At 65.2% G+C, this 22,666-nt stretch carries 20 protein-coding genes; 4 read left to right on the forward strand and 16 right to left on the reverse strand.

Translation table 11 applies throughout. From position 1 onward, the window contains the following. Window positions 1-36: 36 nt before the first annotated feature. The 3 genes from LOY37_RS15850 to LOY37_RS15860 all read right to left on the reverse strand — a co-directional run bounded on the left by LOY37_RS15850 (window position 37) and on the right by LOY37_RS15860 (window position 2,638). Window positions 37-621 (reverse strand): DUF3156 family protein, encoded by a 585-nt coding sequence (locus tag LOY37_RS15850; protein WP_258607162.1) that lies wholly within the window; start codon window positions 619-621, stop codon window positions 37-39. Further along, entirely contained in the window at window positions 581-2,083 is a 1,503-nt protein-coding gene (locus LOY37_RS15855; RefSeq protein WP_045194052.1) for an APC family permease, read from the reverse strand. Before LOY37_RS15855 ends, LOY37_RS15850 begins: the two co-directional genes overlap by 41 nt. Before the next feature lie 105 nt (window positions 2,084-2,188). Further along, window positions 2,189-2,638, reverse strand: a complete 450-nt coding sequence (locus tag LOY37_RS15860; protein ID WP_213604068.1) for a helix-turn-helix domain-containing protein — start codon at window positions 2,636-2,638, stop codon at window positions 2,189-2,191. Between the two features lie 91 nt (window positions 2,639-2,729). Here LOY37_RS15860 and LOY37_RS15865 point away from each other — a divergent pair, with 91 nt between their 5' ends. After that, the gene (locus LOY37_RS15865) at window positions 2,730-3,938 is read left to right on the forward strand and encodes an MFS transporter (RefSeq protein ID WP_258715219.1); all 1,209 of its coding nucleotides are present in this window, start codon (window positions 2,730-2,732) and stop codon (window positions 3,936-3,938) included. Here LOY37_RS15865 and LOY37_RS15870 read toward each other — a convergent pair. From LOY37_RS15870 to LOY37_RS15900, 7 genes are all read right to left on the reverse strand, one after another. Continuing rightward, window positions 3,902-4,867: a spore coat U domain-containing protein gene (locus LOY37_RS15870; protein ID WP_258607164.1), complete on the reverse strand. Its 966-nt coding sequence runs from the start codon at window positions 4,865-4,867 to the stop codon at window positions 3,902-3,904. The genes LOY37_RS15865 and LOY37_RS15870 overlap by 37 nt on opposite strands. Then, window positions 4,864-7,191 carry a fimbria/pilus outer membrane usher protein gene (locus LOY37_RS15875; protein ID WP_249744440.1) on the reverse strand — a complete coding sequence of 776 codons (2,328 nt, stop codon included), beginning with the start codon at window positions 7,189-7,191 and terminating at the stop codon, window positions 4,864-4,866. Before LOY37_RS15875 ends, LOY37_RS15870 begins: the two co-directional genes overlap by 4 nt. A 65-nt stretch (window positions 7,192-7,256) precedes the next feature. Beyond that, on the reverse strand, window positions 7,257-8,048 hold the full coding sequence (locus LOY37_RS15880) for a molecular chaperone (protein WP_093381660.1): 792 nt from the start codon (window positions 8,046-8,048) through the stop codon (window positions 7,257-7,259). A 40-nt stretch (window positions 8,049-8,088) separates the two neighbouring features. Next, entirely contained in the window at window positions 8,089-8,562 is a 474-nt protein-coding gene (locus LOY37_RS15885) for a spore coat U domain-containing protein (protein ID WP_258717200.1), read from the reverse strand. Window positions 8,563-8,595: 33 nt separating this feature from the next. Beyond that, entirely contained in the window at window positions 8,596-9,129 is a 534-nt protein-coding gene (locus LOY37_RS15890) for a spore coat U domain-containing protein (protein WP_045194058.1), read from the reverse strand. 17 nt (window positions 9,130-9,146) lie between these two features. After that, entirely contained in the window at window positions 9,147-9,674 is a 528-nt protein-coding gene (locus LOY37_RS15895; protein ID WP_195884420.1) for a spore coat U domain-containing protein, read from the reverse strand. Between the two features lie 32 nt (window positions 9,675-9,706). Beyond that, entirely contained in the window at window positions 9,707-10,234 is a 528-nt protein-coding gene (locus tag LOY37_RS15900; protein ID WP_258715220.1) for a spore coat U domain-containing protein, read from the reverse strand. Window positions 10,235-10,476: 242 nt separating this feature from the next. On the opposite strand from LOY37_RS15900, the gene zapE reads away from it, so the two are divergent. Then, the gene (gene zapE, locus LOY37_RS15905) at window positions 10,477-11,574 is read left to right on the forward strand and encodes a cell division protein ZapE (RefSeq protein ID WP_408980661.1); all 1,098 of its coding nucleotides are present in this window, start codon (window positions 10,477-10,479) and stop codon (window positions 11,572-11,574) included. A 36-nt stretch (window positions 11,575-11,610) separates the two neighbouring features. Here the strand turns inward: zapE and LOY37_RS15910 are convergent, their stop codons facing one another. After that, complete coding sequence (locus tag LOY37_RS15910) at window positions 11,611-13,500, reverse strand: propionyl-CoA synthetase (protein WP_258715221.1); 1,890 nt, start codon at window positions 13,498-13,500, stop codon at window positions 11,611-11,613. A gap of 142 nt (window positions 13,501-13,642) precedes the next feature. Between LOY37_RS15910 and LOY37_RS15915 the strand changes: the two genes are divergently transcribed. Next, entirely contained in the window at window positions 13,643-14,935 is a 1,293-nt protein-coding gene (locus LOY37_RS15915; protein ID WP_258715222.1) for a leucine-rich repeat-containing protein kinase family protein, read from the forward strand. A gap of 68 nt (window positions 14,936-15,003) precedes the next feature. Here the strand turns inward: LOY37_RS15915 and LOY37_RS15920 are convergent, their stop codons facing one another. The 3 genes from LOY37_RS15920 to LOY37_RS15930 all read right to left on the reverse strand — a co-directional run bounded on the left by LOY37_RS15920 (window position 15,004) and on the right by LOY37_RS15930 (window position 18,532). Then, a complete protein-coding gene (locus LOY37_RS15920) occupies window positions 15,004-15,711 on the reverse strand; it encodes a YebC/PmpR family DNA-binding transcriptional regulator (protein ID WP_045194063.1) in 708 nt (235 codons plus the stop codon). A gap of 94 nt (window positions 15,712-15,805) precedes the next feature. Next, window positions 15,806-17,197, reverse strand: a complete 1,392-nt coding sequence (locus LOY37_RS15925; RefSeq protein ID WP_258715223.1) for an FAD-dependent oxidoreductase — start codon at window positions 17,195-17,197, stop codon at window positions 15,806-15,808. An 18-nt stretch (window positions 17,198-17,215) separates the two neighbouring features. Next, window positions 17,216-18,532 (reverse strand): MFS transporter, encoded by a 1,317-nt coding sequence (locus LOY37_RS15930; protein WP_258715224.1) that lies wholly within the window; start codon window positions 18,530-18,532, stop codon window positions 17,216-17,218. Window positions 18,533-18,723: 191 nt separating this feature from the next. Between LOY37_RS15930 and LOY37_RS15935 the strand changes: the two genes are divergently transcribed. Continuing rightward, complete coding sequence (locus LOY37_RS15935) at window positions 18,724-19,593, forward strand: LysR family transcriptional regulator (RefSeq protein ID WP_045194066.1); 870 nt, start codon at window positions 18,724-18,726, stop codon at window positions 19,591-19,593. Between the two features lie 59 nt (window positions 19,594-19,652). On the opposite strand, the gene LOY37_RS15940 is transcribed toward LOY37_RS15935, so the two are convergent. Beyond that, a complete protein-coding gene (locus tag LOY37_RS15940; RefSeq protein WP_258715225.1) occupies window positions 19,653-20,936 on the reverse strand; it encodes a Zn-dependent hydrolase in 1,284 nt (427 codons plus the stop codon). A 44-nt stretch (window positions 20,937-20,980) separates the two neighbouring features. After that, complete coding sequence (locus tag LOY37_RS15945; RefSeq protein WP_258715226.1) at window positions 20,981-22,468, reverse strand: NCS1 family nucleobase:cation symporter-1; 1,488 nt, start codon at window positions 22,466-22,468, stop codon at window positions 20,981-20,983. Window positions 22,469-22,666 lie beyond the last annotated feature (198 nt).

A 22,666-nucleotide genomic window follows, 5' to 3' on the forward strand; every position in this document is an offset into this window, starting at 1 on the left:
CCAGAGTGGAAGCAGGTTTGATGCCAGATGGCCGGCTCAGAGCCCGGCCAACAGCCCCGGCACGCCTTGCAGCGCGGCCAGCAGGTGCTGGCGTTGTTCGGGGCTCAGGCGAATGTAGCGACGAAAGGCCGGCAGGCGGTTGACCACCTCGCTGGCGCCGATGTGTTCGAGGGTCAGGGTCCATTGGCCGTCGCTTCTGTGCAGGCGCAGGCGCTTGAAGTCCAGCGGCATCAGCGCCTGCAGCAACGCGCTATCGGCCAGCAGGCGCCGTTGCAGTTCGGCCTGCAACGCCGGCTCGCCCTGACGCAGCTGAACCCGCAGGCCGCTGCGGCGCAATGACCCGCTGTGGTGCAGTTCAAGGTGGGCGCTGCCCTGCCCTGTGGCAGGCAGGCTCAGGCTGAATTCGCTCAGCACCAGGTGCATGAGCAACTGCGCTTCGCAGCGCTCGCGCACCTGCACCGCCTGCCCGGCCCAGTTGAAGCGACCAAAGCCCGGGCCGAGCACCTCGAAGCTGTCCAGACCGAGGTTGCGTTGCAGCTTTTCAAGGGTCAGCCCCGGCCGATAGCCGGCCGGCGCCCGATCAGACAGCCTTTGCCACAGTTGGCGCAGGGCAATAGCCATGTGCAGTCCCCGGTTGATGAGCGAATTCGCGCGCCAGCACCTCTTCCACCGAAGCCGGCTTGAACGGGTTGACCTTCTGCACCAGTAGCGTCCAGAACAGCGCATACACCGCGGTGCCGGCCAGCATCAGGCCAAAGGGCACGTAGATGTCGGCCGGGTCCATGCCCGGCGGGGTGATGAACCACATGCCCAGGACAATACCGACGCTCGAGAGGATTTGCGGCAGCGGGAACCACGGCGAGCGATAGGCCCGTGGCAGGTCCGGGCGACGGATGCGCAGGATCACCACCGACAGCGTTACCAGCAGGTACGCGGTGCTCCAGGCGCACACCGCCGCCAGCACCAGGTGCATGATGCGGTCGGTGTTGCCGCCCAGCCACAGGGCATGCAGGCACGGAATCAGGGCGGCAACGAGGATGCACAGCAGCGGCGTTTTAAAGCGCGGGTGCAGGTAGGTGAAGACCTTGGGCAAGGCGCCGTCCACGGCCATGCCGTAGAGGATTCGCGGCACCCCGGCCATCAGCGTGTTGATGGTCGCCGCACCGGCGAACAGAAAGCCGATGCCCAGCCACAGCGGGCCGATATCGCCCATCACCTGTTCGGCAAAGCGCGGGATGGCCATGGGCGTGTCGAGCAAGTGCACGCCGCTGGCGGCATCGAGCAGCACGTTGTCGACCTGGCGCTTCATCGCCGCGCCATAGATGAACATGCACGTCGCCACCCCCAGCAGACCCAGGGCCATGGCCCGCGGCATGCTTTTCGCCGACTGGCGCAAATCCGGCGCCAGCGGCGTAACGAACTCGCAGCCGACGAACATGAACATGGCCATGCCCACCAGCGAGAGGATGGTCACCAGGTCCGTGCCGACCAGCGACACGCCGAACCAGCCCTCCAGCTCCACCGCCGGTGCGGCCATCAGGCCGAGCACGCCGAAGACCATCAGCGTCGTCCACATGCCGAAGGTGAGGATGATCTCGGCCTTGCCGAAGGCGCTGACGCCAAAGGCATTGAGGATGGCGAAGATGATCACGAAGCCGACACCCAGCAGCCACGAACCACCGGCCGATTCGGCCAGGGTGTTGAGGTGCTCGAAGTTCACCAGAGCCATGACCCCGGCCAGCATGGTCTCGGCGGTGCCGGCAAAGACGTGGACGATCAGGTAGGCCGACAGCGTGCCGGTGATGGCGAAAAAGCGCCCCATGCCGCAGTTGATGTAGTCGTACACCGCGCCGGTGGTCGGCAGGATCGACGCCGCCTCGGCAAAGGTGGTCGCCTGCGCCAGCATCATCACCACAGCGATCAGCATGGCCACGGCGAAGGCACTGCCGCCGATACCGAAGCCCATGGTCGCGGTGAGGATCACCGGGCTTGCCATGATCAGGCCGATGGTACTGGCAAGGGCGGTGGGAAAGCCGACCGTGCCGCGATTCAGGTGCGCACTGAGCGTGTCGTTGAGCGACATGGCAAAAGACCTCGAGCAGAAGGATGACAGTGGTCCTACTCTGCGCGCGCTGGCAATGGCCGTCTTGCCCGTGGCTGCCGTGAAGGTTGTAGCTGGCTGCCAGGCTCAGCCCCGGGCCGGCAGGCGCACGCAGTCGTGCGGGCCGAGCAGGCGGCCGTCGGCGGCGCGCAGCTGCAGGGCCTTGACCGGTTTGCCGTGTTCGCGGTCGACCAGTTGCGAATGGGCCTCGCCCTCGGCGAAGTAGAACGCCTCGCCCCATTGGCGCAAGCCGACGATCAACGGGAACAGGCCCAGGCCTTTCTCGGTGAGCACGTATTCCTGGTAGGCGCTGCCCTCGGACACCGGCACCAGCTCGAAGATCTGGTGCTCGACCAGTTGCCGCAGGCGGGTGCTGAGGATGTTCTTGGCCATGCCCAGGTTGCGCTGGAACTCACTGAAGCGCTTCAGGCCATCGAAGGCATCACGCACGATCAGCAGCGACCACCAGTCACCAATGGCATCGAGGGAACGCGCCACCGGGCATTCGGCGTCTTGCAGGCGGGTACGTTGGACCATGGGAAATCTCGCCAGTGAAAGTGGTTGCAATATAAAACCAGTTTCTCTAGCGTACAACTGGTTTCATTATGCAACCAGAAGGATCGACCCCATGCAGCCCCAACACCGAATGTCATCCGCCGTCATCTTGCTGTTCTCCGTGGCCTGCGCCCTGGCGGTTGGCAATGTCTACTACGCGCAACCCTTGCTCGAAGCCATGGCCCGGGAATTTGCCATCGACCCCGGCCTGGTCGGCCTGGTGGTGACCCTGACCCAGGTCGGCTATGGCCTGGGCCTGTTGTTGCTGGTGCCGCTGGGCGATCGCCTCAACCGCCGGCGGCTGATCGTCTGCCAGTCGCTGCTCTCGGCCCTGGCCCTGGTGCTGATTGCCTGGGCGCCGAGCACGCCCTGGCTGCTGCTGGGCATGGGCCTGACCGGCTTGCTGGCGGTAGTCACCCAGGTGCTGGTGGCCTACGCCGCGACGCTGTCGGCGGCCAGCGAGCGCGGTCATGTCGTGGGGGTGATCACCAGCGGCATCGTCATCGGCATTTTGCTGGCGCGTACCTTGTCCGGGGCCATGGCTGACCTCGCCGGCTGGCGCTCGATCTACTGGCTGTCGGCGGCCTTGACCCTGGTGATTGCCGCTCTGCTCTGGCGCGTGCTGCCTCGGCAACAACCGGTGCAGGCGGCGGGCAGTTACCGCGAGCTGCTGCATTCACTGGCGTTGCTGCTGCGCGATGAACCGCTGCTGCGCCGGCGCTCAGTGCTGGCCCTGCTCAGCTTCGCCTCGGCGATGGTGCTGTGGACGCCGCTGGTGTTGCCCCTGAGCGCCCCGCCGCTGTCGTTGTCGACCAGCGAAGTGGGCCTGTTCGGCCTGGCGGGCGCGGCGGGCGCACTGGCGGCGGCGCGGGCCGGGGCGCTGGTGGATCGCGGCCTGGGCCAGTGGGTCAGCGGCGGCTCGCTGTTATTGATGCTGGCGTCCTGGGCGGCCATCGCCCTGACTGAATATTCGCTGTGGGCGCTGCTGCTCGGCGTGGTGGTCTTCGACCTGGGCCTGCAGGCCGTGCACGTCGCCAGCCAGAGCCTGATCTACCGCCTGCCTGAAGCCACCCACAGCCGGCTCACCGCCGCCTACATGCTGTTCTACTCGGTGGGCAGTGCCTTCGGCGCGCTGACCTCGACCCTGGCCTATGCCTGGGGCGGCTGGCTGCTGGTGTGTGCCTATGGCGCGCTGCTCAATGCCGTGGCCCTGGGTTACTGGTGGCTGAGCGAAGGCGCACGGGCTCAGAACTGCACGTCGAGTATTACGTTGTCCAGGTAAGTGCCGGCGGGCGGTGTGGCCTGGTCGGTGTAGACCTTGGCGTTGTAGTTGAAGATCTGGCTGCCGGTGCCGGTGCCCACACCGGGGTTGATATCGGCGTCGCTGCTGGCCCGCCGGGCCGTGGTGACGCTGCCCCAACGCACGCTGCCAGCGCTCTTGAAGATGTCATAGGCCATATAGTTGTTGGCCGCCGACTTCATCCGCCGGCGCCCGGCGGAGACATTCTGGCCATCGTCCAGGCCCACGGTGTAGTTACTGCCCTTGGTGCAGGAGACATTGACGTTGCTGTTGACCGTGCTGAAGCCGCCGACCACCGGCGCGCTACCGAAGCTGATGTTGGGGCTGGTGATCTGGCAGTCATTGGTGACTGTCAGGCTCACGGTCAGGCTGGTGGTGCCGGTGAGGTTCTGCCGGCCCAGGCAGATGCTGCCGATGCCGATGCCCCAGCAGTAGCTGATGTTCCAGTACACCGTCAGGACTTCCTGATAAAGGCCGGCGGCGACGTTGCTGCCGCTCAGGCTCTTGAGGTAGAGCGGCACCGACTTGGGCGTGGTGCCGTTGAGCAGGCCCAAGGCATCGAGGATGCCGTTGCGGGCGAAGTCGTAAGGCAGGCTGCGGGCAATCGGGTAGTTGGTGGTGTTGTTGGCGTACAGGGTGTAGCCGATCACATCGCCCGTGGGGCCGAGCAGGCCGGTACTGCCGGCCGGTGGGGTGAAAGTGGCGTAGAAGTGATCGTCGCTGGCCAGCAGGCTGACCAGCGAGCCGGTGCATTGCAGCCCGCCATTGAGGGTCGAGGCCGACTGCACGGTGGTGCGCACCAGGGTCGAGCTGACACTGCCAAAGCTTGCCGGCGCGGTATCGATCACCGAGCACAACGCGTGCACCTGGGGGCTGGCGAGCACGGCCAGGAGCATCAGCAGGCGCTTCATTGGCACACCAGCGGGCCGATCAGCGGCACCTGGTCCTGCTCGGGCGCCAGCTTGAACTGCACCCGGCAACTGCCGCCGTTGGCGATCTGCACCTGCAGGCTGTTGTCCGCAGCCAGCCCTTCCAGGTACACCAGCCCGTCCCAGCCGACCACCGCCAGCGCCCCGCTCTGCTCATGGCGCACCTGGCTGCCCAGGGGCAGTTCCTTATGGTTGCCATCGACCAGAACGATACTCGCTGCCACCACCCGTTGCAGCGGGAATTCCAGCAGGTAGCCGCTGCCCCGGCGCACCGCCACCCGCTGCTCGACCTGCGGGCTCTGGACGTTGGCCGGCAGTTCCATGGGGTCGATCTCGTACTTGGCGCGGTAGTAGGCGCTACTCCAGGGCACCAGCAGGTGGCCGTTCTTGTCGGTGCGCCCGACCAGCTGGTTTTCGTAGCGTACCGGCACTTGGGCAAAACCCTCGGTGCTGACCACCACGAAGGCATCGTCGATGCGGTTGGCGGCGAACAGCCCGGCGTCCATCCACACCAGCGACCCGCTGGCATCGGCCCAGCGGGTCATGCTGTCGCTGCTGCCATAGGCACCGGCCTGCAGTTGCACCGACTGCAGGCGCCAGGTGACGTCGGCCTGACGGTAAGCCTCACGGTCGCCATCGGCGTAGCCGAGGTTGAAGCCCAAGCCTCCTTCGCTGGGCACCGCGCGGCTGTAGTTGACCCGTTGCTGGTTCTGGCCCTCCTTGTTGCGCTCAACGCTAAAGCTCAGGGTGCCGCGCAGGTCGAACGGAATCACCAGTTGCGCCTGCACTGCCCACTGGCTGTCGCCGATTTCGCGGTTGGCCGACAGGTACAGGCTGCTGTTGCGCCACAACGGCTTGCTCCAGCTGAGGTTGAGCAAACGGGTGCGCGAGTTGTCACCGGCGCGCACATCGAAGTAACCAGCGCCGAGGCTGCCGTAGCGTTCGAGGTTGACGCTCATGGTCACCTGTTCGCTGCGCTGGCTCAGGCGCGTGTAGGGGCTGTCGACCAGCGACAGGTCGGCATAGTCGCCGCGCCGTTGCAGGCGCTGGTAATTGAAGCCCAGGCGCTGGCTGTTGTACTGGTAGCCGACGCTCAGTTGCTGGCCGCTGCGGCTGTCGAAGCTGCTCTGGCTCAGCGCCGCATTGACCACGCCCCAGTTGCCCACCTGCCAGTTGCCGCCCAGCCCGCCAAGGGCCAGGGACTCGGCCGCCTCGGCGTGGCTTTCGAGGGTGAAGCTGTCGCTCAGGCCGTAGCGCAAACTGGCGGCGGCCACCCCCGGGCCATAGGCAAAGTCGCGAAGCGCGTAGTCCCGGCGCAGGCTGCCGGCGGCCAGCGAGAAATCCGCCAGGCCTTTTTGCAACAAGCTGCTGGTGACATAGAACGGCAAGGTGGTCGACACCTGCCGGCCGAGGGCATCGGTGGTCACCACCACCGCCTCGCCGGCGCCGTTGATGAACGGCACGTTGGTCAGGGTGTAGGGGCCTGGCTGCAAATCGGCGCTGGAGCTTTTGTAGCCGTTGATGAACAGATCCACCGAGGACGGCACCGCCGCTTCCCCGGCGAAGGCCGGCAATGGGTAGGTGACCAGGTCCGGGCGCACGGCAAAGTCGCGCGACAGTTGCAGGCCGCCCAGGCGCACCGAACTGGTCCAGGGCAAGGCGCCGCTGAGCACGTCGCCGACTTCCAGGGTCAGCAGGCGCGCTTCGTCGGTGTAGCGCCAGGTGGTGTCGTAGCGGCGAAAGCCTTCCTGGCTGTCGGCGTAGTCGTTGCCGCCCAGGGACTGACGCCACTGGCCGGTGGTCGACAGCGTGCCCCAGCTGTCGAACAGGCGCAGCTCGTTCCAGGCCGCCAGGTAGCGGCCACCGTCGTCGGTATCGTTGAAATACAGGTCATAGTTGAGCAAGGCGCCGAAGCTGCTGCGCGCTTCGCTGGCCGGGTACAACTGGCGGCTGCCGATGCGCTGGGTCGGCAACCAGGCCGGTGGCACCTGCAGCACCAGGCGCTGGCCCTGGCTGTCGTAGTCGGTGTGCAGGCCGGGGATGCTGTCCAGCGCCACTTCGTCGCCGTACTCGCCAGGCAGCTCGATGCCAGCCGCCTGCAGGTCGGCGGTGGCCATGTACAGGCGCCCGGCGCGCTGCTGCACCGCCACCAGTTCAGGGCTGCTCATCTGGTTGACCAGCAGTTCCAGGAACAACGGCGCATCGGCGACCGCCTCGAGGCTGGCCGGGGGCGGCGGCAGTTCGCCAGCCAGCAGCGATCCACAGCCCAGCACGGTCAGGCCACAGGCCCGCAGCGCCGAAGAGATGCTCACACACAGTATCCGACCATTACCGGGTCCTCCCTGGCCCCTGTAGTGCTGCTAGCTGTCGTTCATTGCCCCTGGCTCAGGGTTTGCGCAGGCTCCTGGCCATTGACCCGGCCCTTGAGCACTGAAGCGGCGCCCAGCGGCTGCGGCGCCGGCCAGCGCATGCTGGCGCCGGGCAGCACATAGCCGAGCAAACCCTCCACCAGCGGCCGGCTCTGGCTGCCCTGCTGCAGCACCACGTCAGTCAGGCGCGCGTGCACCGGGCCGCTGTTGCGGATTTCCACATAGGGCTTGCCTTGTACAGAGACCTGACGCCAGCTCAGCAACGGCTTGCCCACCGCACTGTCACCGCGCTGGCCACTGGGGTCAGGCTTGCCCCACAAGCCTTCGCCATAGACGAACAGCGGCACCGAATAACGCATCTGGAAACGGATCGCCGCCTGGGCCTTGTCGGCGCTGGCCGCGGCCGGCAAGGCCGGGGGAATTTCATCGATGATGATCCGGTAGGCCTGCTCCTGGCCCACCGGCGAGCTGCCGGTGCGGGTCAGGCGAATCAGCTGCTTTTGCCCCGGGGCGATATTGGCCACTGGCGGGCTGCCGATAATCTCGCGCTGGGCCTGGTACTGGTCGTCGAACTCGCCCTGGCGCCAGGCGAACACCCGCACCTGCAGGTTGGCCGGCGCATCGCCACGGTTCTCCAGCCACAGCGCGCCGGCTTTCTGATTGGCCTCCAGCACCGGATCGATCGGCCAGATCAGTACCGAGGTGGCGGCCTGCAACGGCGCACTGCACAACAGCGCCAGGGCACAGCTCAACAGGGTGTAGCTCAAGCGCGAACTGCCGGCGCCTACTTCCATGCACACTCTCCTTATTGTCATATTCATCCGGCGGCGCCGTTCAAAAGGTCAGCACCACCTGCACCACATCGGTGTAACTGCCGGCCGGCAGGTTGCCGGTCAACTGAGCCCGGGCGTAAACCGGCAACTTGATCGTGCTCGGATCGCTGTAGCTCACCGCCACGCTCTGGTTGATGCCCAGGCTCTGGCTGAAGCCGGCGTCGCGAAACAATTGGTAGGCCACCAGCGAGGTGCCGCTGCTGCGCTTGAGGTTGCGCGTGCCGCTGGCGCTGTTCAGCCCGGCATCGACGCTCATGCTCAAGCTCACTCCCGGCGTGCATTGCAGGGTCACCGTGGTGCCGCCCAGGGCGGTGGTGACGCTGCTGGTCGACAGCGCCGAATAGCTGCCGAAATTGAGGTTGCCGTAGTTGCTCACGCCGCCCACCACCAGGCAGCCGGCCGCCACCGTGGCGCTGACCTGGAAAGTGCTGGTGGTGACCGCCGCCAACGGCAGCGGCAGGCAGCAGGCAACCATGGCCAGCAGCCCGGACCAGGTGCGGGGCACGGTTCAGAAGCTCAGCTCGACCGCCACCGTGTCGGTGTACACCCCGGCTGGCAGGCCCGCCTTGCCCTTGGCCTGGCCATACAGGTTGACCGTCTGGGCCACGCCGGTACTGGTCGGCAAGGTGATGGTGCCGTCGATGACCAGCAGTTGGGTATGCCCTGAATCGGTGTAGAAGTCATACGGCACGTAGTTGGCCACGCCGTCGTAGAGCGCGCGGCTGCCGCCGGGCGACTGGCTGTCGTGGGCGCCGGCACGCACCTTGATCACCGGCACCGTGCCGCTCGAGCAGAGGATGCTCATGGCGCCACCGCCGCCGCCCAGCACCTGCCCGCCGGCAGTGGTGAACAGCGCTTCCTGGGTACCGAAGTTCAGCGTACCGAAGTTCAGGCCGCTGGCACCGCCGCCCCCGTTGACCTGGCAACTGGCGATCAGCGTCAGGGTGGCGGTGATGTTGCCGGTTACCGTGGCCGCCTGGGCCTGGGTGGCGAGCGCCAGGCCTAGGCCTGCGAAAATCAAGCGTGAGAGGTTCGGGTGCATGAGTCACTCCTTGCGTATTACCAGTCCAGGGTCACCATCAGGGTGTCGCGGTAAATGCCGGCCGGTAGCGCCTTGGGATGGGCGACTACTGCACCGTAGATTGGAATCGGAATCTGCGCGGCGCTGCTGACCGAAAAGTTGCGGGTCTGGCCGATGTTGTAACGGGCCCGGCCCGACGGGTCGGCAGACAGCTCATAGGGGATCAGCTCGCGGCCATTGCTTAGGCGCCGGGTGGCGCCATCACCGTTGGCACCGCCGTTGATGCTCACGGTAAAGGCGCGCACCGCCGGGTTGCAGCGCACCTGCAGGCTGCCGTCACCGGTGGCCTCTTCGATGCCGGAACGCAGCGGGTTGGTCCAGCTCGGGCCCTGGCTGCCAAAATCCAGTACACCGCCGCCGGGGGTTTCCAGGGTGCCCGGCCCGCCGCTAATCTGGCAGGCGCTGCTGATCACCAGGCGCGCCTGGATATGCCCGCTCATGGCCGCGAAAGCATCGGGGCTGAGCAACAGCAGCGGGCCAAGCGTCAACAGCATTATCCCTTTCATACTGCCAGTTCCTTTAGCAGGCGCCGCCCCGGTTACCAGGTGACGGTGACTTTGAGCAGGTCCGAATAACGCCCCACCGCCGGCACTTCGGCCAGGCGCTCGATACGCGCATACAACGGCAGCGCCACCGAGCCCGAATCGGGCACCCGCGCATGCTGGGCAACATTGACCGGCAGCGGCAGGCGCCAGGCCGGGTCCTGGTACAATCGGTAGGGTATGGGTTTCGCCGCAGGCTGGTTGCTGGCCAGGTAACGCACCTCGCCGATGCCGCCGTGCTGGCCACCATCGACCTGCACCTGGTAAGCGGTGTCGGGGTTGCATTCCAGGCGTGGCGGGCGTAGCGCGAGCAACTGGCTGCTGAGCGGGCCGGCCGGGTCGTCCAGCCGCGCCGTACTGCCGAAGTCAAGCACGCCCAGGGCCTGGGCGCCGGCATCGCGGGGCTGGTGGATGAGCAGGCAGCCGCGCTCCACTTGCACTTTGACTTCAACCATGAAATCGGCGGCGCCTGCCGTGCTGGCCATGCTCAGCCCGAGCAGCGTCGCCAAAGAGCGTCCCTTCACCTTGTCATCCTTCAACGCAGGAGTGATCTGACCTTGAGGGTAGCAGTGAAGGAAAAACCTGCCAGTTTGCAGGGAAATGTATAAGCCCCGTACAAGATCTATCTGTAGGATCGGGCTTGCCCCGCGATAGAAGCCATCACTTATCCCGTTCAGAGATCGCTGGCCGGCCTTATTCATATTGGTTAAATTAGCCGCCCTCGCTCAAGCTGGCCCTTGAGTGCCGTTGCCCCGAGGAGCCCGGTTTGCCTGCCCTGCCCCCTTCCTGGATACGTTCGCCGTTGCGCGCCTGGCGTCGCTTACGCACGCCGGTGGCCGAAGACAACAGCGTGGCGGCGACCGTTCGTCAGCATTTTGCCGCCAAGGCCCAAGCCCGCGGCTACACCCTGAGCGCCGGCCAGCTGCGGGTCATCGAACATATGGCGGCCCAGGCAGCGCAAATTGAGAGCGGCCAGGCGCGCAGCCTGTACCTGTACGGCGCGGTCGGGCGCGGCAAAAGCTGGCTGCTCGACGGTTTCTTCCAGGCCCTGCCCCAGGCGCGCAAGCGCCGCCTGCACTTTCATGACTTTTTCGCCCGCCTGCACCAGGGCATGTTTGATCATCGCCAGCAGGACGACGCCCTGGCCTGCACCCTGGATGAGTTGCTCGACGACTGCCAGGTGCTGTGTTTCGACGAGTTCCACGTGCATGACATCGGCGATGCCATGCTCATCACCCGGTTATTTCAGGCCTTGTTCGAGCGGCGGATTTTTCTCCTGGTAACCTCCAACTACGCGCCGCAAGGCTTGCTGCCCAACCCGCTGTATCACCAGCGTTTCGAGCCGGTGATCCGCCTGATCAACAGCCGCATGCAAGTGCTGGAAGTCGGCGGCGAGCAAGACTTTCGCAGCCTGCCCGGCGCGGCTGGCCAGCAGCGCTTTACCCAGGGCCATTACCTGTGGCCGGGCAGCCGCGAACAGCGCCAGGCCCTGCAGTTGCCCGAGCCGGGTGACGCGCCGGTTTTACTGGAGGTAGGCAAGCGCACCCTGCGCGCCCGCCTGAGCGAGCAGCGCACCGTGGGGTTTGATTTTGTCGAGCTGTGCGAGCAACCCACCGCGGTGATCGACTACCTGGAGCTGGCGCGGCGTTTTGACCACTGGATCATCGACTGCCTGCCGAACCTTGAAGACTGCTCGATTGCCGCCCAGCAGCGCTTCGTCAACCTGGTGGACGTGCTCTACGACCAGGACAAGCACCTGGTGCTGATCGGCAGCCTGCCGCTGGCCGCAAGCCTGGGCGGCAGCGCCAGCGACCTGGCCCGCACCCGTAGCCGGTTGGGGCAGTTGCGCCAGGCTGGCGTCTGAGATCTGTGGGAGCGGGCTTGACCCGCGATGAAAGCCTTACCCAACCCGCGCCAGGCTCGCCAACACCGCTTCAATCTCCACCAACACCGCCGGATCATCCAGGGTCGAAGGCGGTGTATACGGCTGCTGGTCGGCAATCTTGCGCAGCACTGCGCGCAGGATCTTGCCCGAGCGGGTCTTGGGCAGGCGCTTGACCACCCGCACCTGGTTGAAACAGGCCAGCGCACCAATCTGCTCGCGCACGCTGGCCACCAGCTCGCTCTGCAACTGCGCCTGGGCAATGTCCTGGCCGTCCTTGAGCACCACCAGCGCCAGCGGCACCTGGCCCTTGATCTCGTCGTGCACGCCGATCACCGCGCATTCGGCCACCGCCGGATGGCGGGCCACCAGGTCTTCCATCTCGCCGGTAGACAGGCGATGGCCGGAGACGTTGATGACGTCGTCGGTGCGGCCCATGATGTAGACGAAACCGTCTTCATCCAGATAGCCGCCGTCGCCGGTGTGGTAATAGCCGGGGTAGGTCTTCAGGTAGGCATCCAGGTAGCGCTGGTGGTCGCCCCACAAGGTCTGGCTGCAGCCAGGCGGCAGCGGCAAGGCAATGACGATCGAGCCTTGCTGGTTGGCGCCGAGCAGATGCCCGTCATCATCCAGCACCTGTACGTTGTAGCCCGGCACCGCCCGGTTGCTCGAGCCCGGCCGCGCTGCACTGCCCTCCATACCCACGCACGGTGCGGTCACCGGCCAGCCGGTTTCGGTCTGCCACCAGTGGTCGTGGACGGTCTTGCCGCTGGTCGCCTCCAGCCATTGATGGGTGCTGGAATCAAGCTTCTCGCCGGCCAGAAACAGCTGGCGCAGGGAGCTCAGGTCATAGCGGCGCAGCAATTCGCCGTCGGGGTCTTCCTTGCGGATCGCGCGCATGGCGGTGGGCGCGCAGAACAGGCCGTTGACCCGGTACTGCTCGACCACCCGCCAGTAGGCGCCGGCATCCGGGGTGCGGATCGGCTTGCCTTCGTAGAACACCGTGGTGCAGCCATTCATCAGCGGCCCGTAGACGATCAGCGAATGGCCAACCACCCAGCCAACGTCGGAAATCCCCCACCACACGTCGCCCGCCTGCATGCCATAGATGTGGCGCATGGCAAAACTCAGGGCCACGGCGTTGCCGCCGTTTTCGCGCACGATCCCCTTGGGTTTGCCGGTTGTGCCCGAGGTATACATGATGTACAGCGGGTCAGCGGCGGCCAGTTCCACCGGCGCCACTGCTCTGGCCGTGGCCACCGCTTCGAGCCAGTCGAGGTCGCGGCCCTCGACCAGGGTTGCGCTGGCTTGCGGACGTTGCAGCACCAGCACCTGGCGCGGCTGGTGTTTGGCCATCTGCAAGGCGCGATCCACCAGCGGCTTGTAGTCGATGACCCGGTCGAATTCCAGCCCGCACGAAGCAGTCAGCAGCAGGGTGGGCCGGGCATCGTCGATGCGCAGCGCCAGCTCGTTGGCGGCAAAACCACCAAACACCACCGAATGCACCGCACCGATGCGCGCACAGGCGAGCATGGCCATGGCCGCTTGGGGCACCATGGGCATGTAGATGATCACCCCGTCGCCCTTCTTGACCCCAAGTTCGCGCAGCAAGCCGGCCAGGCGCGCCACTTCATCGCGCAGCTGGTTGTAGCTGAACTGCTGCTGGCTGCCGGTTACCGGCGAGTCGTAAATCAGTGCGATCTGCTCGCCACGGCCCTGTTCGATCTGATGGTCGAGGGCCAGGTAACAGCTGTTGAGACGGCCGTCGGCGAACCACTGGTGGCTGCCATCGGCATTTTCAACAAGGGTTTGCAGGGGCTTGCGGTACCAGGCCAGGTGGTCGGCCTGTTCGGCCCAGAATTCGGCAGGATCGGCGATGGAGCGGGCGTAGCTGTGCTGGTATGTCATCGAATGTAGAACCCTGAACTTGTTGTTATTAATAAAGGGCGAGCTTCGAGTATGGACCGCAGTTGCCAGTCTGCCATGGGACTTAAGTCGCATCTTGCCGGTATGATGACCGGCGTTTATTTACGAGCCTGCCGCCAACCCCATGCATACCCTTGAAGACCTCAAAGCCGGCCGTCTGGCGGGCATTACCCGCCTCGACCTGGCCTGCGGGCTGGAGCACTTCCCCCGGGAAATTTTCGACCTGGCCGACAGCCTGCAGGTACTCAACCTGACCGGTAACAACCTAAGCGACCTGCCCGAGGACCTGGGCCGGCTGCACCAGCTCAAGGTGCTGTTCTGCTCGCAAAACCGCTTTCGCCACCTGCCCGAAGGCATCGGCCAGTGCCCGATGCTGGAAATGGTCGGTTTCAAGAGCAACCAGATCGAGCAGGTCAGCGGCGCGGCGCTGCCACCACGGCTGCGGGCCCTGGTGCTGACCGACAACTGCATCGAAACCCTGCCCGAAGCCCTGGGCGATTGCCCGCACCTGCAAAAGCTGATGCTTGCCGGCAACCGCCTGCGCGAACTGCCGGCAAGCCTTGCGCGCTGCACCAGGCTTGAACTGCTGCGCCTGTCGGCCAACCGGCTGCCGGCCCTGCCCGACTGGTTGCTGCAGATGCCGCGCCTGGCCTGGCTGGCCTACGCCGGTAACCCCATGACGGCGGGCTACTGCACACCGCAAGATCCTGGCCATTGCCAGGTGATTGACTGGCAGCAGATCGACCTTGAACAGGTATTGGGCCAGGGCGCGTCCGGGGTCATTCACCAGGCCCGCTGGCAGCAGCAGAGCGCACCGGTGGCGGTCAAGCTGTACAAGGGCGAGATCACCAGCGACGGCTTGCCGCTCAACGAAATGAGTGCCTGCATTGCCGCCGGCGATCACCCGCAACTGGTGCGCCTGGCCGGGCGCATCGACAACCACCCGCAGCAACTGCCGGCGCTGGTGATGCAGTTGATCGAGCCGAGCTGGTTCAACCTCGCCGGGCCGCCGAGCCTGGATTCATGCACCCGCGACTGCTATCCGCCCGAGCGGCGTTTGCGCCTTGCCAGCGTGCGGCGCCTGGCCGCTGCCATTGCAGCGGTAGGCGCGCATTTGCACGGGCACGGCATCACCCATGGCGACCTGTATGCGCACAACGTGCTGTGTGGCGAGCATGGCGACTGCTTGCTGGGGGATTTTGGCGCGGCGTCGTTCCATCCGCTGGATGGCAGCGTGGCGACTGAAGCGCTACAGCGGATCGAGGTGCTGGCGTTCGGGGTGTTGCTGGGGGAGTTGCTGGCGTGTTGCGAGGGCGATTGCGAGGTGTTGCGGGGGGTGCAGCGCGAGTGTGTACGGGATGAGGTGATGCTGCGTCCGGGGTTTGCCGAGGTTTGTCAGCGGCTTCGCGGTGTCTGAATCGCGGGTCAAGTCGAGGCGTCGCACCGCCGCTCCCACAATGTACCTGTGGGAGCGGAAGGTTTACATCAACCCGCCAGACCTACATAGACGTTCTGCACGTCATCGTTATCGTCGATGGCTTCCAGGAAGGCTTCAACCTCTGCCATCTGCTCATCGCTCAGGGTGCTGACCGGGTTTTTCGGGGTGTAGCCGATTTTTGCCGAGACCACGGTGAAGCCTTGACCCGGCAGGGCTTTCTGCACGGCGTCGAGGTCGGTGGTGTCGGTGATGAACAGGGTCGCGCCCTCTTCTTCGCCTTCGGCAAAATCCTGGGCGCCGGCTTCGATGGCGGCCATTTCCGGGTCAGCGTCAGGGCTGGCCGGCGTGGCTTCGATCAGGCCGACGTGGTTGAAGTCCCAGGCCACCGAACCGGAAGCGCCCAGCTGGCCCTTGCGGAACAGTACGCGGATTTGCGCCACGGTGCGGTTGACGTTGTCGGTCAGGCACTCGACGATCAGCGGCACCTGGTGCGGGGCAAAGCCTTCGTAGGTGACGGCGGTGTACTGCACCGCATCGCCGTCCAGGCCGGCACCCTTGCGGATGGCACGCTCAAGGGTCTCGCGGGTCATCGATGCCTTTTTGGCTTGCTCGATGGCCAGGCGCAGGCGCGGGTTCATGTCCGGGTCGGCGCCGGACTTGGCAGCGATCTGGATCTCTTTGGACAGCTTGCCCATGATCTTGCCTTTGGCGTTGGCTGCGACTTCTCTATGCTTGGCTTTCCACTGTGCGCCCATCTCGACTCTCTTGTTTCAGGTGCCGGTTCAGGTAGCGACCGGCCAAAGTGGCAAGCAGTTTATACGCTCCGCAGGCCATCGACAAAAAAACCCTTCAGCCCTTGTCGGCCTTGCCCGCAGCAGCGGCAAAACGCGCCAGGCGCACGTCAAGGTGGCGCGGGCGGCGGCCGTTGTCTTCGGCCTGCTCCTTGCGACGGATGGCATTGCGCACCATCAGCGAGCCCAGGTAGCGGATCGGCTCCGGCGGGAAGTAGCCCAGCGGGCCGTTGACCAGCGGCGAGCGGGTCCATGGGTTGTCCAGGCCCAGGGCCAGCGACGAAAGGATCTGCCCGCCCATGTGGCAGGGGCCGACGCCGCTGCCCGAGTAGCCAAAGCCGTAAAACACATTGCCCTGGCCATTGAGCCGGCCAAAAAACGGCAAGCCGGTCACCGAACGATCCGACGGCCCGTTCCAGGTCGCGGCAACCGGCACCTGGGCCAGGGCCGGGAAGAACTCGCCAAGGCTGCGGCGCAGCAACGGCTCATAGGGCGAAGGCTGGTCGAACACCGGCAGCATCCGCCCGCCATAGGCGAAGGTATTGCCGCCCTTGCCGAGCATCAGCCGGCCATCGCTGGTGTTGTGGTAGTAATGCACGAAGATCCGCGAATCGAGCACGCTGATGCCGCTGGTCAGGCCGATCTGTTCGAGCAACTGCGGTTGCGGCTCGGTGATGATCATGTCGCTGGAGACGATCGCCACGCTGCGCTCGAACTGCGGGAAGGCCCGCGCCATCCAGGCGTTGAGGGCCAGCACCACGCGACCGGCGCGGATGTTGCCACGGGCGGTTTCGACCAGCGCCTGCGGCCCTTGCTGCAAACCGCTCATGGCCGTGCCTTCATAGATGCGCACGCCCTTTTGCAAAGCGATCCGGCGCAGCCCGCGCACCAGCTTGCCCGGCTGTACCGTGGCAGCGGCCGGCGAGAACCAGCCCTCCAGGTGCTTGGTCGAGCCTGCCAGACGCTGCACCTGCGCAACCGCCAGGCGCCGGAACGAGTTGATGCCCTGGCGCTCAAGCGCTGCAATCACGCCATCGGTGGCGCCGACCTGGGCGCGATTGGTGGCCGTGTACAAGGTGCCGTCCAGGCGGTAGTCGGCGTTGATGCCATGGGCCTGGCAGAACTCGCCGATGGCGTAGATGCTCTGCTCCGAAGCCTTGACCAGGCGTACCGCCTCCTCCACCCCGAACAGCCGTTCGAGGGTGAAGTACTTGGCCGACCACGACAGCGCACAGCCGCCGTTGCGCCCACTGGCGCCGGCGCCGCAGATATCGGCCTCGATCAGCACCACATCCAGCGCCGGGTTGTGCTCCTTGAGCATGAGCGCCGTCCACAGGCCGGTGTAGCCGCCACCGACGATGCACACCTGGCAGTCGGTATCAGCCGCCAGCGGCGGGCACGCGGGTGCAACTTCCTGGTCCAGCGCCTGTTGCAGCCAGAACGGTCTCATGTCGGTTTCCTTATGGGTTCAAGTACGCAGCGGTTTGATTGCCATGGCCGTGTTGGGGGCAACGGCCGGGGTGTGTTCGGGGCTGGCCGGGCGGCTGTTCCAGTGCGGCAGCAGCACCAGGGCGGAGAACAGCGCGCAGCCTGCAAAGACAATGAACACCGTGACACTGTCGAAATAGCCCGGCAGCAGGCCGCCGAGAATCGCCCCGACCGAACCGCAGCCGTTGACGAAGCCTGCGGCAGTGGCGCCGGCCTTGGCGGTGCCGAAGTCGATGGCCGCGGCGCCGCTGATCATCGAGTCTGGCCCGTACAGGGTCAGGCCCATGACAAACAGCAAGGCCACCACCAGCAATACGCTGCCGGTATGCAGGGCGGCCATGAACAGCCCGAGCACCACGGTCAGCACCACCAGGCTGATCACGCAGGCCGGCATGCGCCGGGCGCCGAAGAGTTTGTCCGAAGCCAGGCCGATCATGATCGGGCCGAGCAGGCCGGCCAGCTCGAAGGCAGTGGGGATGATCGCCGCGCCAACCTTGCCCACCGAGGGCATCTGTTCGAAGACAATCACCGGCCCCCAGAGCAAAATCGCGTAGCGCGCCGGTTTTAACAGAAAGTACGCCAGGCCCAGGGTCAGCACCGTGCGGTTGCGCAGGATCTCGCGCAACGGCGCCCAGATGCTGCAGATCGTCGAGCCCGGCAGCATGCTTTCAGGCTCGGGCTCCACCGCCGGCAAACCGACGTCTTCAGGCTTGTTGCGCTGGAAGATGAAGAACAGCACCGCCACCACTGCCACCACCGCCGCGCTGGAGATGAACGCCGCGTGCCAGCTGCCGATCAGCGTGTAGGCCCACCAGCCAGCAAACGGCGAGGCCACCAGGCCGCCAAAGGCATAGCATGAACTCCACAGCCCCAGTACCCGCCCGCGCTGGGACGAGGGGAAGAAGCTGCCGATGTTCTTGCACAGCCCGGCCCAGCCGGTCGATTGCGCCAGGCCCTGGACCAGCATGCAGGTAGCAAAGATCGGGAAGGTCGCGTAACTGCCCATCACCACGGCAGCGGCGGCAGAAATCACCAGGCCGCCGAGCACCACCACCCGCGGGCCGAAGCGGTCGGCGAGCATGCCCCAGGTAAATTGCCCGAATGCGTAGGCAGTCAGGTAGATGGCGTCGAGGTTGGCCATGGCCATCTTGTCGAGGGTAAAGCTTGGGTCTTCGGCGATGCCGAGCTTGGCCACCGAAAAGGCTTTGCGGGTGAAGTAGAACGCGGCGTAGGCCAGCCAGGTGATGGCAAAAATCTGCACGCGCCAACGTTTGATATCTGCAACGTGTTTGTTCATGGTGGGATCTGACCTCGAGAGCTGAGTGTGCCGGCAGAATTTGAAAAAAACGCCTGTCTTGTTGTTGTGTTGCGCACTGCGTGACGGCCGGTCGAACCCGTCACCTGCTCAGATAGAAACAATTACTGACTGATAAATAAAATCGATTTATCGTATTTCACAAATAAGCTCAGCTTGTAACAGGTGCTGCGATGTCGGTGTCCCACGCTCAGTTGAAGGCTTTTCACGCAGTTGCCCTGCACGGCAGCTTCACCCGCGCCGCCGAGCGGTTGTTCCTGACCCAGCCGGCGATCTCCGACCAGGTGCGTAAACTCGAAGAACGCTTCGGGGTTTTGCTGTTTCACCGCAACAAGCGTTCGGTGCAACTGACCGACCTGGGTGAGCGCTTACTGGCGATCACCCAGCGCCTGTTCGTCTGCGAGGCCGAAGCCCATGAGCTGCTGCAAGACTCGCGCGCCTTGCAGACCGGCACCCTGGTGCTGGCGGTGGATGCGCCGGTGCACGTGCTGCCGCAGATTGCGCGCTTCTGCCAGCAGTACCCGGGGATCAGCGTCAAGGTCGAGACCGGCAATACCGACGAGTCGCTGCTGCGGCTGTTCAACTACCAGGCCGACCTGGCCCTGCTCGGCCGCGACGTTGATGATGACCGGCTGCTGTGCGTGCCGCTGCGCAGCGACCCGATGGTGGCCTTCGTCTCGCACAACCACCCCTGGGCCAGCCGTGGTTCGATCAGCCTGGCCGACCTCGATGACACGCCGATCGTGCTGCGCGAGCCGGGTTCGGTCACCCGCCAGACCCTGGAAGAAGAAATGGCCCGCGCCGGCCTGCGCATCCGCGCGGCGATCCAGGTCGAAGGCCGCGAAGCTGCGCGCGAGGCGGTGGTGGTGGGGATTGGCGTGGGCGTGGTGTCGGCCGCCGAGTTCGGCGCCGATGCGCGGGTGTGTGCGTTGCCGATTGTCGATTGCCAGCGGCGTTTGACCGAGACCCTGGTGTGCTTGCGCGAGCAGAGCTCACGGCGGCTGGTGGCGACGTTTTTGCAGATGGTACAGGACAGCCTTTAGTCCCATCGCGGGGCAAGCCCGCTCCTACAGTAGGAGCGGGCTTGCCCCGCGATCAGGGCCTAAGCCGCCTCCCTGCCCTGCGCCACCGCCTGGGCCGCCGCTAACATCGAGCGCAACAGCACCGCGCAGCCATCGGCCAGGTCTTGCGGCGCGGCATTCTCGATTTCGTTGTGGCTGATGCCGCCCTCGCAGGGGACGAAGATCATCCCCGCCGGGCCCAGTTCGGCGACGAAGATCGCATCATGCCCGGCGCCACTGACGATATCCATGTGCGACAACCCCAGGCCCTGGGCTGCGCTGCGCACCGCCTGCACGCAACCCTCATCGAAGTACAGCGGTGGAAAGTCTGCGGTCGGCGTCAGGCTGTAGGTCAGCCCATGCTGCTGGCAGGTGCTGCTGATCACATCCTTGACCTGGGCGATCATCGAGTCGAGCCGCGCCGGCTCCAGATGCCGGAAATCCAGGGTCATGCGCACCTCGCCAGGAATGACGTTGCGCGAGCCGGGATAAGCCTGCAGGCAACCGACCGTGCCGCAGGCATGGGGCTGGTGCTCCAGAGCCACGCGGTTGACCGCCGCCACCACCGCGCTGGCGCCGACCAGGGCGTCCTTGCGCAGGTGCATCGGCGTTGGCCCGGCGTGGGCCTCGACGCCGCGCAGGGTCAGGTCGAACCACTTCTGCCCGAGCGCGCCAAGCACCACGCCGATGGTCTTGTGCTGGTCTTCAAGAATCGGCCCCTGCTCGATATGCGCTTCGAAATAGGCGCCCACCGGATGACCACTGACCGCCCGCGGCCCGGCATAACCAATGGCGTTAAGCGCCTCACCGACGCTGATGCCGTCGGCGTCGGTCTTGGCCAGGGTCTGGGCCAGGGTGAATTTTTCGGCAAACACCCCCGAGCCCATCATGCACGGGGCAAAGCGCGAGCCCTCTTCGTTGGTCCACACCACCACTTCCAGCGGCGCTTCGGTTTCGACCTTGAGGTCGTTGAGGGTGCGCAGCACTTCCAGCCCGGCCAGCACGCCAAAGCAGCCATCGAACTTGCCACCGGTGGGCTGGGTATCGATATGGCTGCCGGTCATCACCGGCGGCAATTGCGGGTTGCGCCCCGGGCGGCGGGCGAAGATGTTGCCGACGCCATCAATGCTGACGGTGCAGCCGGCCTCTTCGCTCCATTTGACGAACAGGTCGCGGGCCTGGCGATCGAGGTCGGTCAAAGCCAGCCGGCAAACGCCACCCTTGACCGTGGCACCAAGCCGGGCCAGCTCCATCAGCGACTGCCACAGGCGTTCGCCGTTGATATGCCGTTGGGTCGATTGCAGAACATCCTGAGCGGTTTGCATGTGCGTCTCCTGCATCACGTGCCTGGCCTCTGCGGGCCATGGGCTTACACGGTGGGTTTGAGGTTGGCCGTGCGGGCGGCCCTGAAGCTACCGAGGGCGTAGTAGATCAGCCCGCCCAGGGCAGAGCCGGTGAACCAGCCAAAGTCGTAGAACCAGCTGAAGGCGCTGCTGTGCAGCGACAGCAGGGTCAGCGCCACCGGCACGCCGAAGGCAATGAAGCCAGCGGCGTTCCAGGCCGGGTAGACGTCGTCGCGGTACAGGCCGGCGAGGTCCAGGGTCTGTTTGCGGGTGATGAAGTAGTCGACCACCATAATCCCGGCTATCGGCCCGAGCAGGCTCGAATAGCCCAGCAGCCAATTGGAATAGACGCTCTCCAGGCTGACGTCGCTGACGATCCAGCCGAGCTTTTTCAGCAGCTCATGGCCCATCAGCAGCAAGCCCACCAGGCCGGTGAGCAGCACCGCCGTGGTGCGGCCGATCCATTTGGGCGCCAGGTTCTGGAAGTCATTGGTCGGCGAGACGATATTGGCTGCGGTGTTGGTCGACAGCGTGGCGATGATGATCAGGGCCATGGCCAGCGCCACCCACATCGGGCTCTGGATATGGCCAATGAGGCTGACCGGGTCGGACACGGTTTCGCCCACCAGCGAGGCAGAGGCTGCGGTCAGCACCACGCCGAGGGCGGCGAACAGGAACATGGTCAGTGGCAGGCCGAAGATCTGCCCGAGGATCTGGTCCTTCTGGCTTTTGGCGTAACGGCTGAAATCGGGGATGTTCAGCGACAGGGTGGCCCAGAAACCGACCATCGCAGTGAGCCCGGCAAAGAAGTAGCCATAGACGCTGACACCCTCGGGGCGCTTGGGCGGCTGGGCCATCAACTCGCTGATCGAGACGTTGGGCAAGGCCCACACCAGCAGCCCCGCTCCCACCAGCACCAGCAGCGGCGCCGACAGGGTTTCCAGCCATTTGATCGACTCGGCGCCGCGCAGCACCACCCACAGGTTCAGGCACCAGAACAGCATGAAGCCGATCACCTCGCCGGTGCCGCCGAGGGCTTTCCAGTCCGCCGACAGCGAGCCGAGAAACAGGTGAATGGCCAGGCCGCCGAACATCGTCTGGATGCCGAACCAGCCGCAAGCCACCAGGGCGCGGATCAGGCACGGTACGTTGGAGCCGATGATGCCGAAGGACGAACGCAGCAGCACCGGAAAGGGAATGCCGTACTTGGTACCGGGAAAAGCGTTCAAGGTCAGCGGGATCAATACCACGGTGTTGGCCAGCAAAATCGCCAGCAGCGCCTCGCCCACGGTCAGGCCAAAATAGGCGGTGAGCACGCCGCCCAGGGTATAGGTCGGCACGCAGATCGACATGCCGACCCACAGCGCGGTGATGTGCCATTTGTTCCAGGTGCGCTCGTGCACCTTGGTCGGGGCGATGTCGTGGTTATACCTGGGGCTGTCGAGGACGTCGCTGCCGGCGTCGAGTTCGAACAAGCCGTCGCGTTCGCTCACCTGCGATCTGGTCTGCTGCATGGCCGCTCCACTGTTGTTGTGTTTTTGGGAGTTGGTTGCATTGCACGGGCATGTGGGCAATCACGGTTGCCCATGAGAAATCTTGACCATTTCTACAACCTGTCAAGAACGACAGGACCACTGGTCGTTTTCCCTCAGCACCACTCAAATCATATAACTCTTATAAATCAGTAAGTTAACCTTGTTATATGCATATAA

It is taken from the genome of Pseudomonas sp. B21-012, assembly GCF_024749305.1.
Lineage (GTDB): Bacteria > Pseudomonadota > Gammaproteobacteria > Pseudomonadales > Pseudomonadaceae > Aquipseudomonas.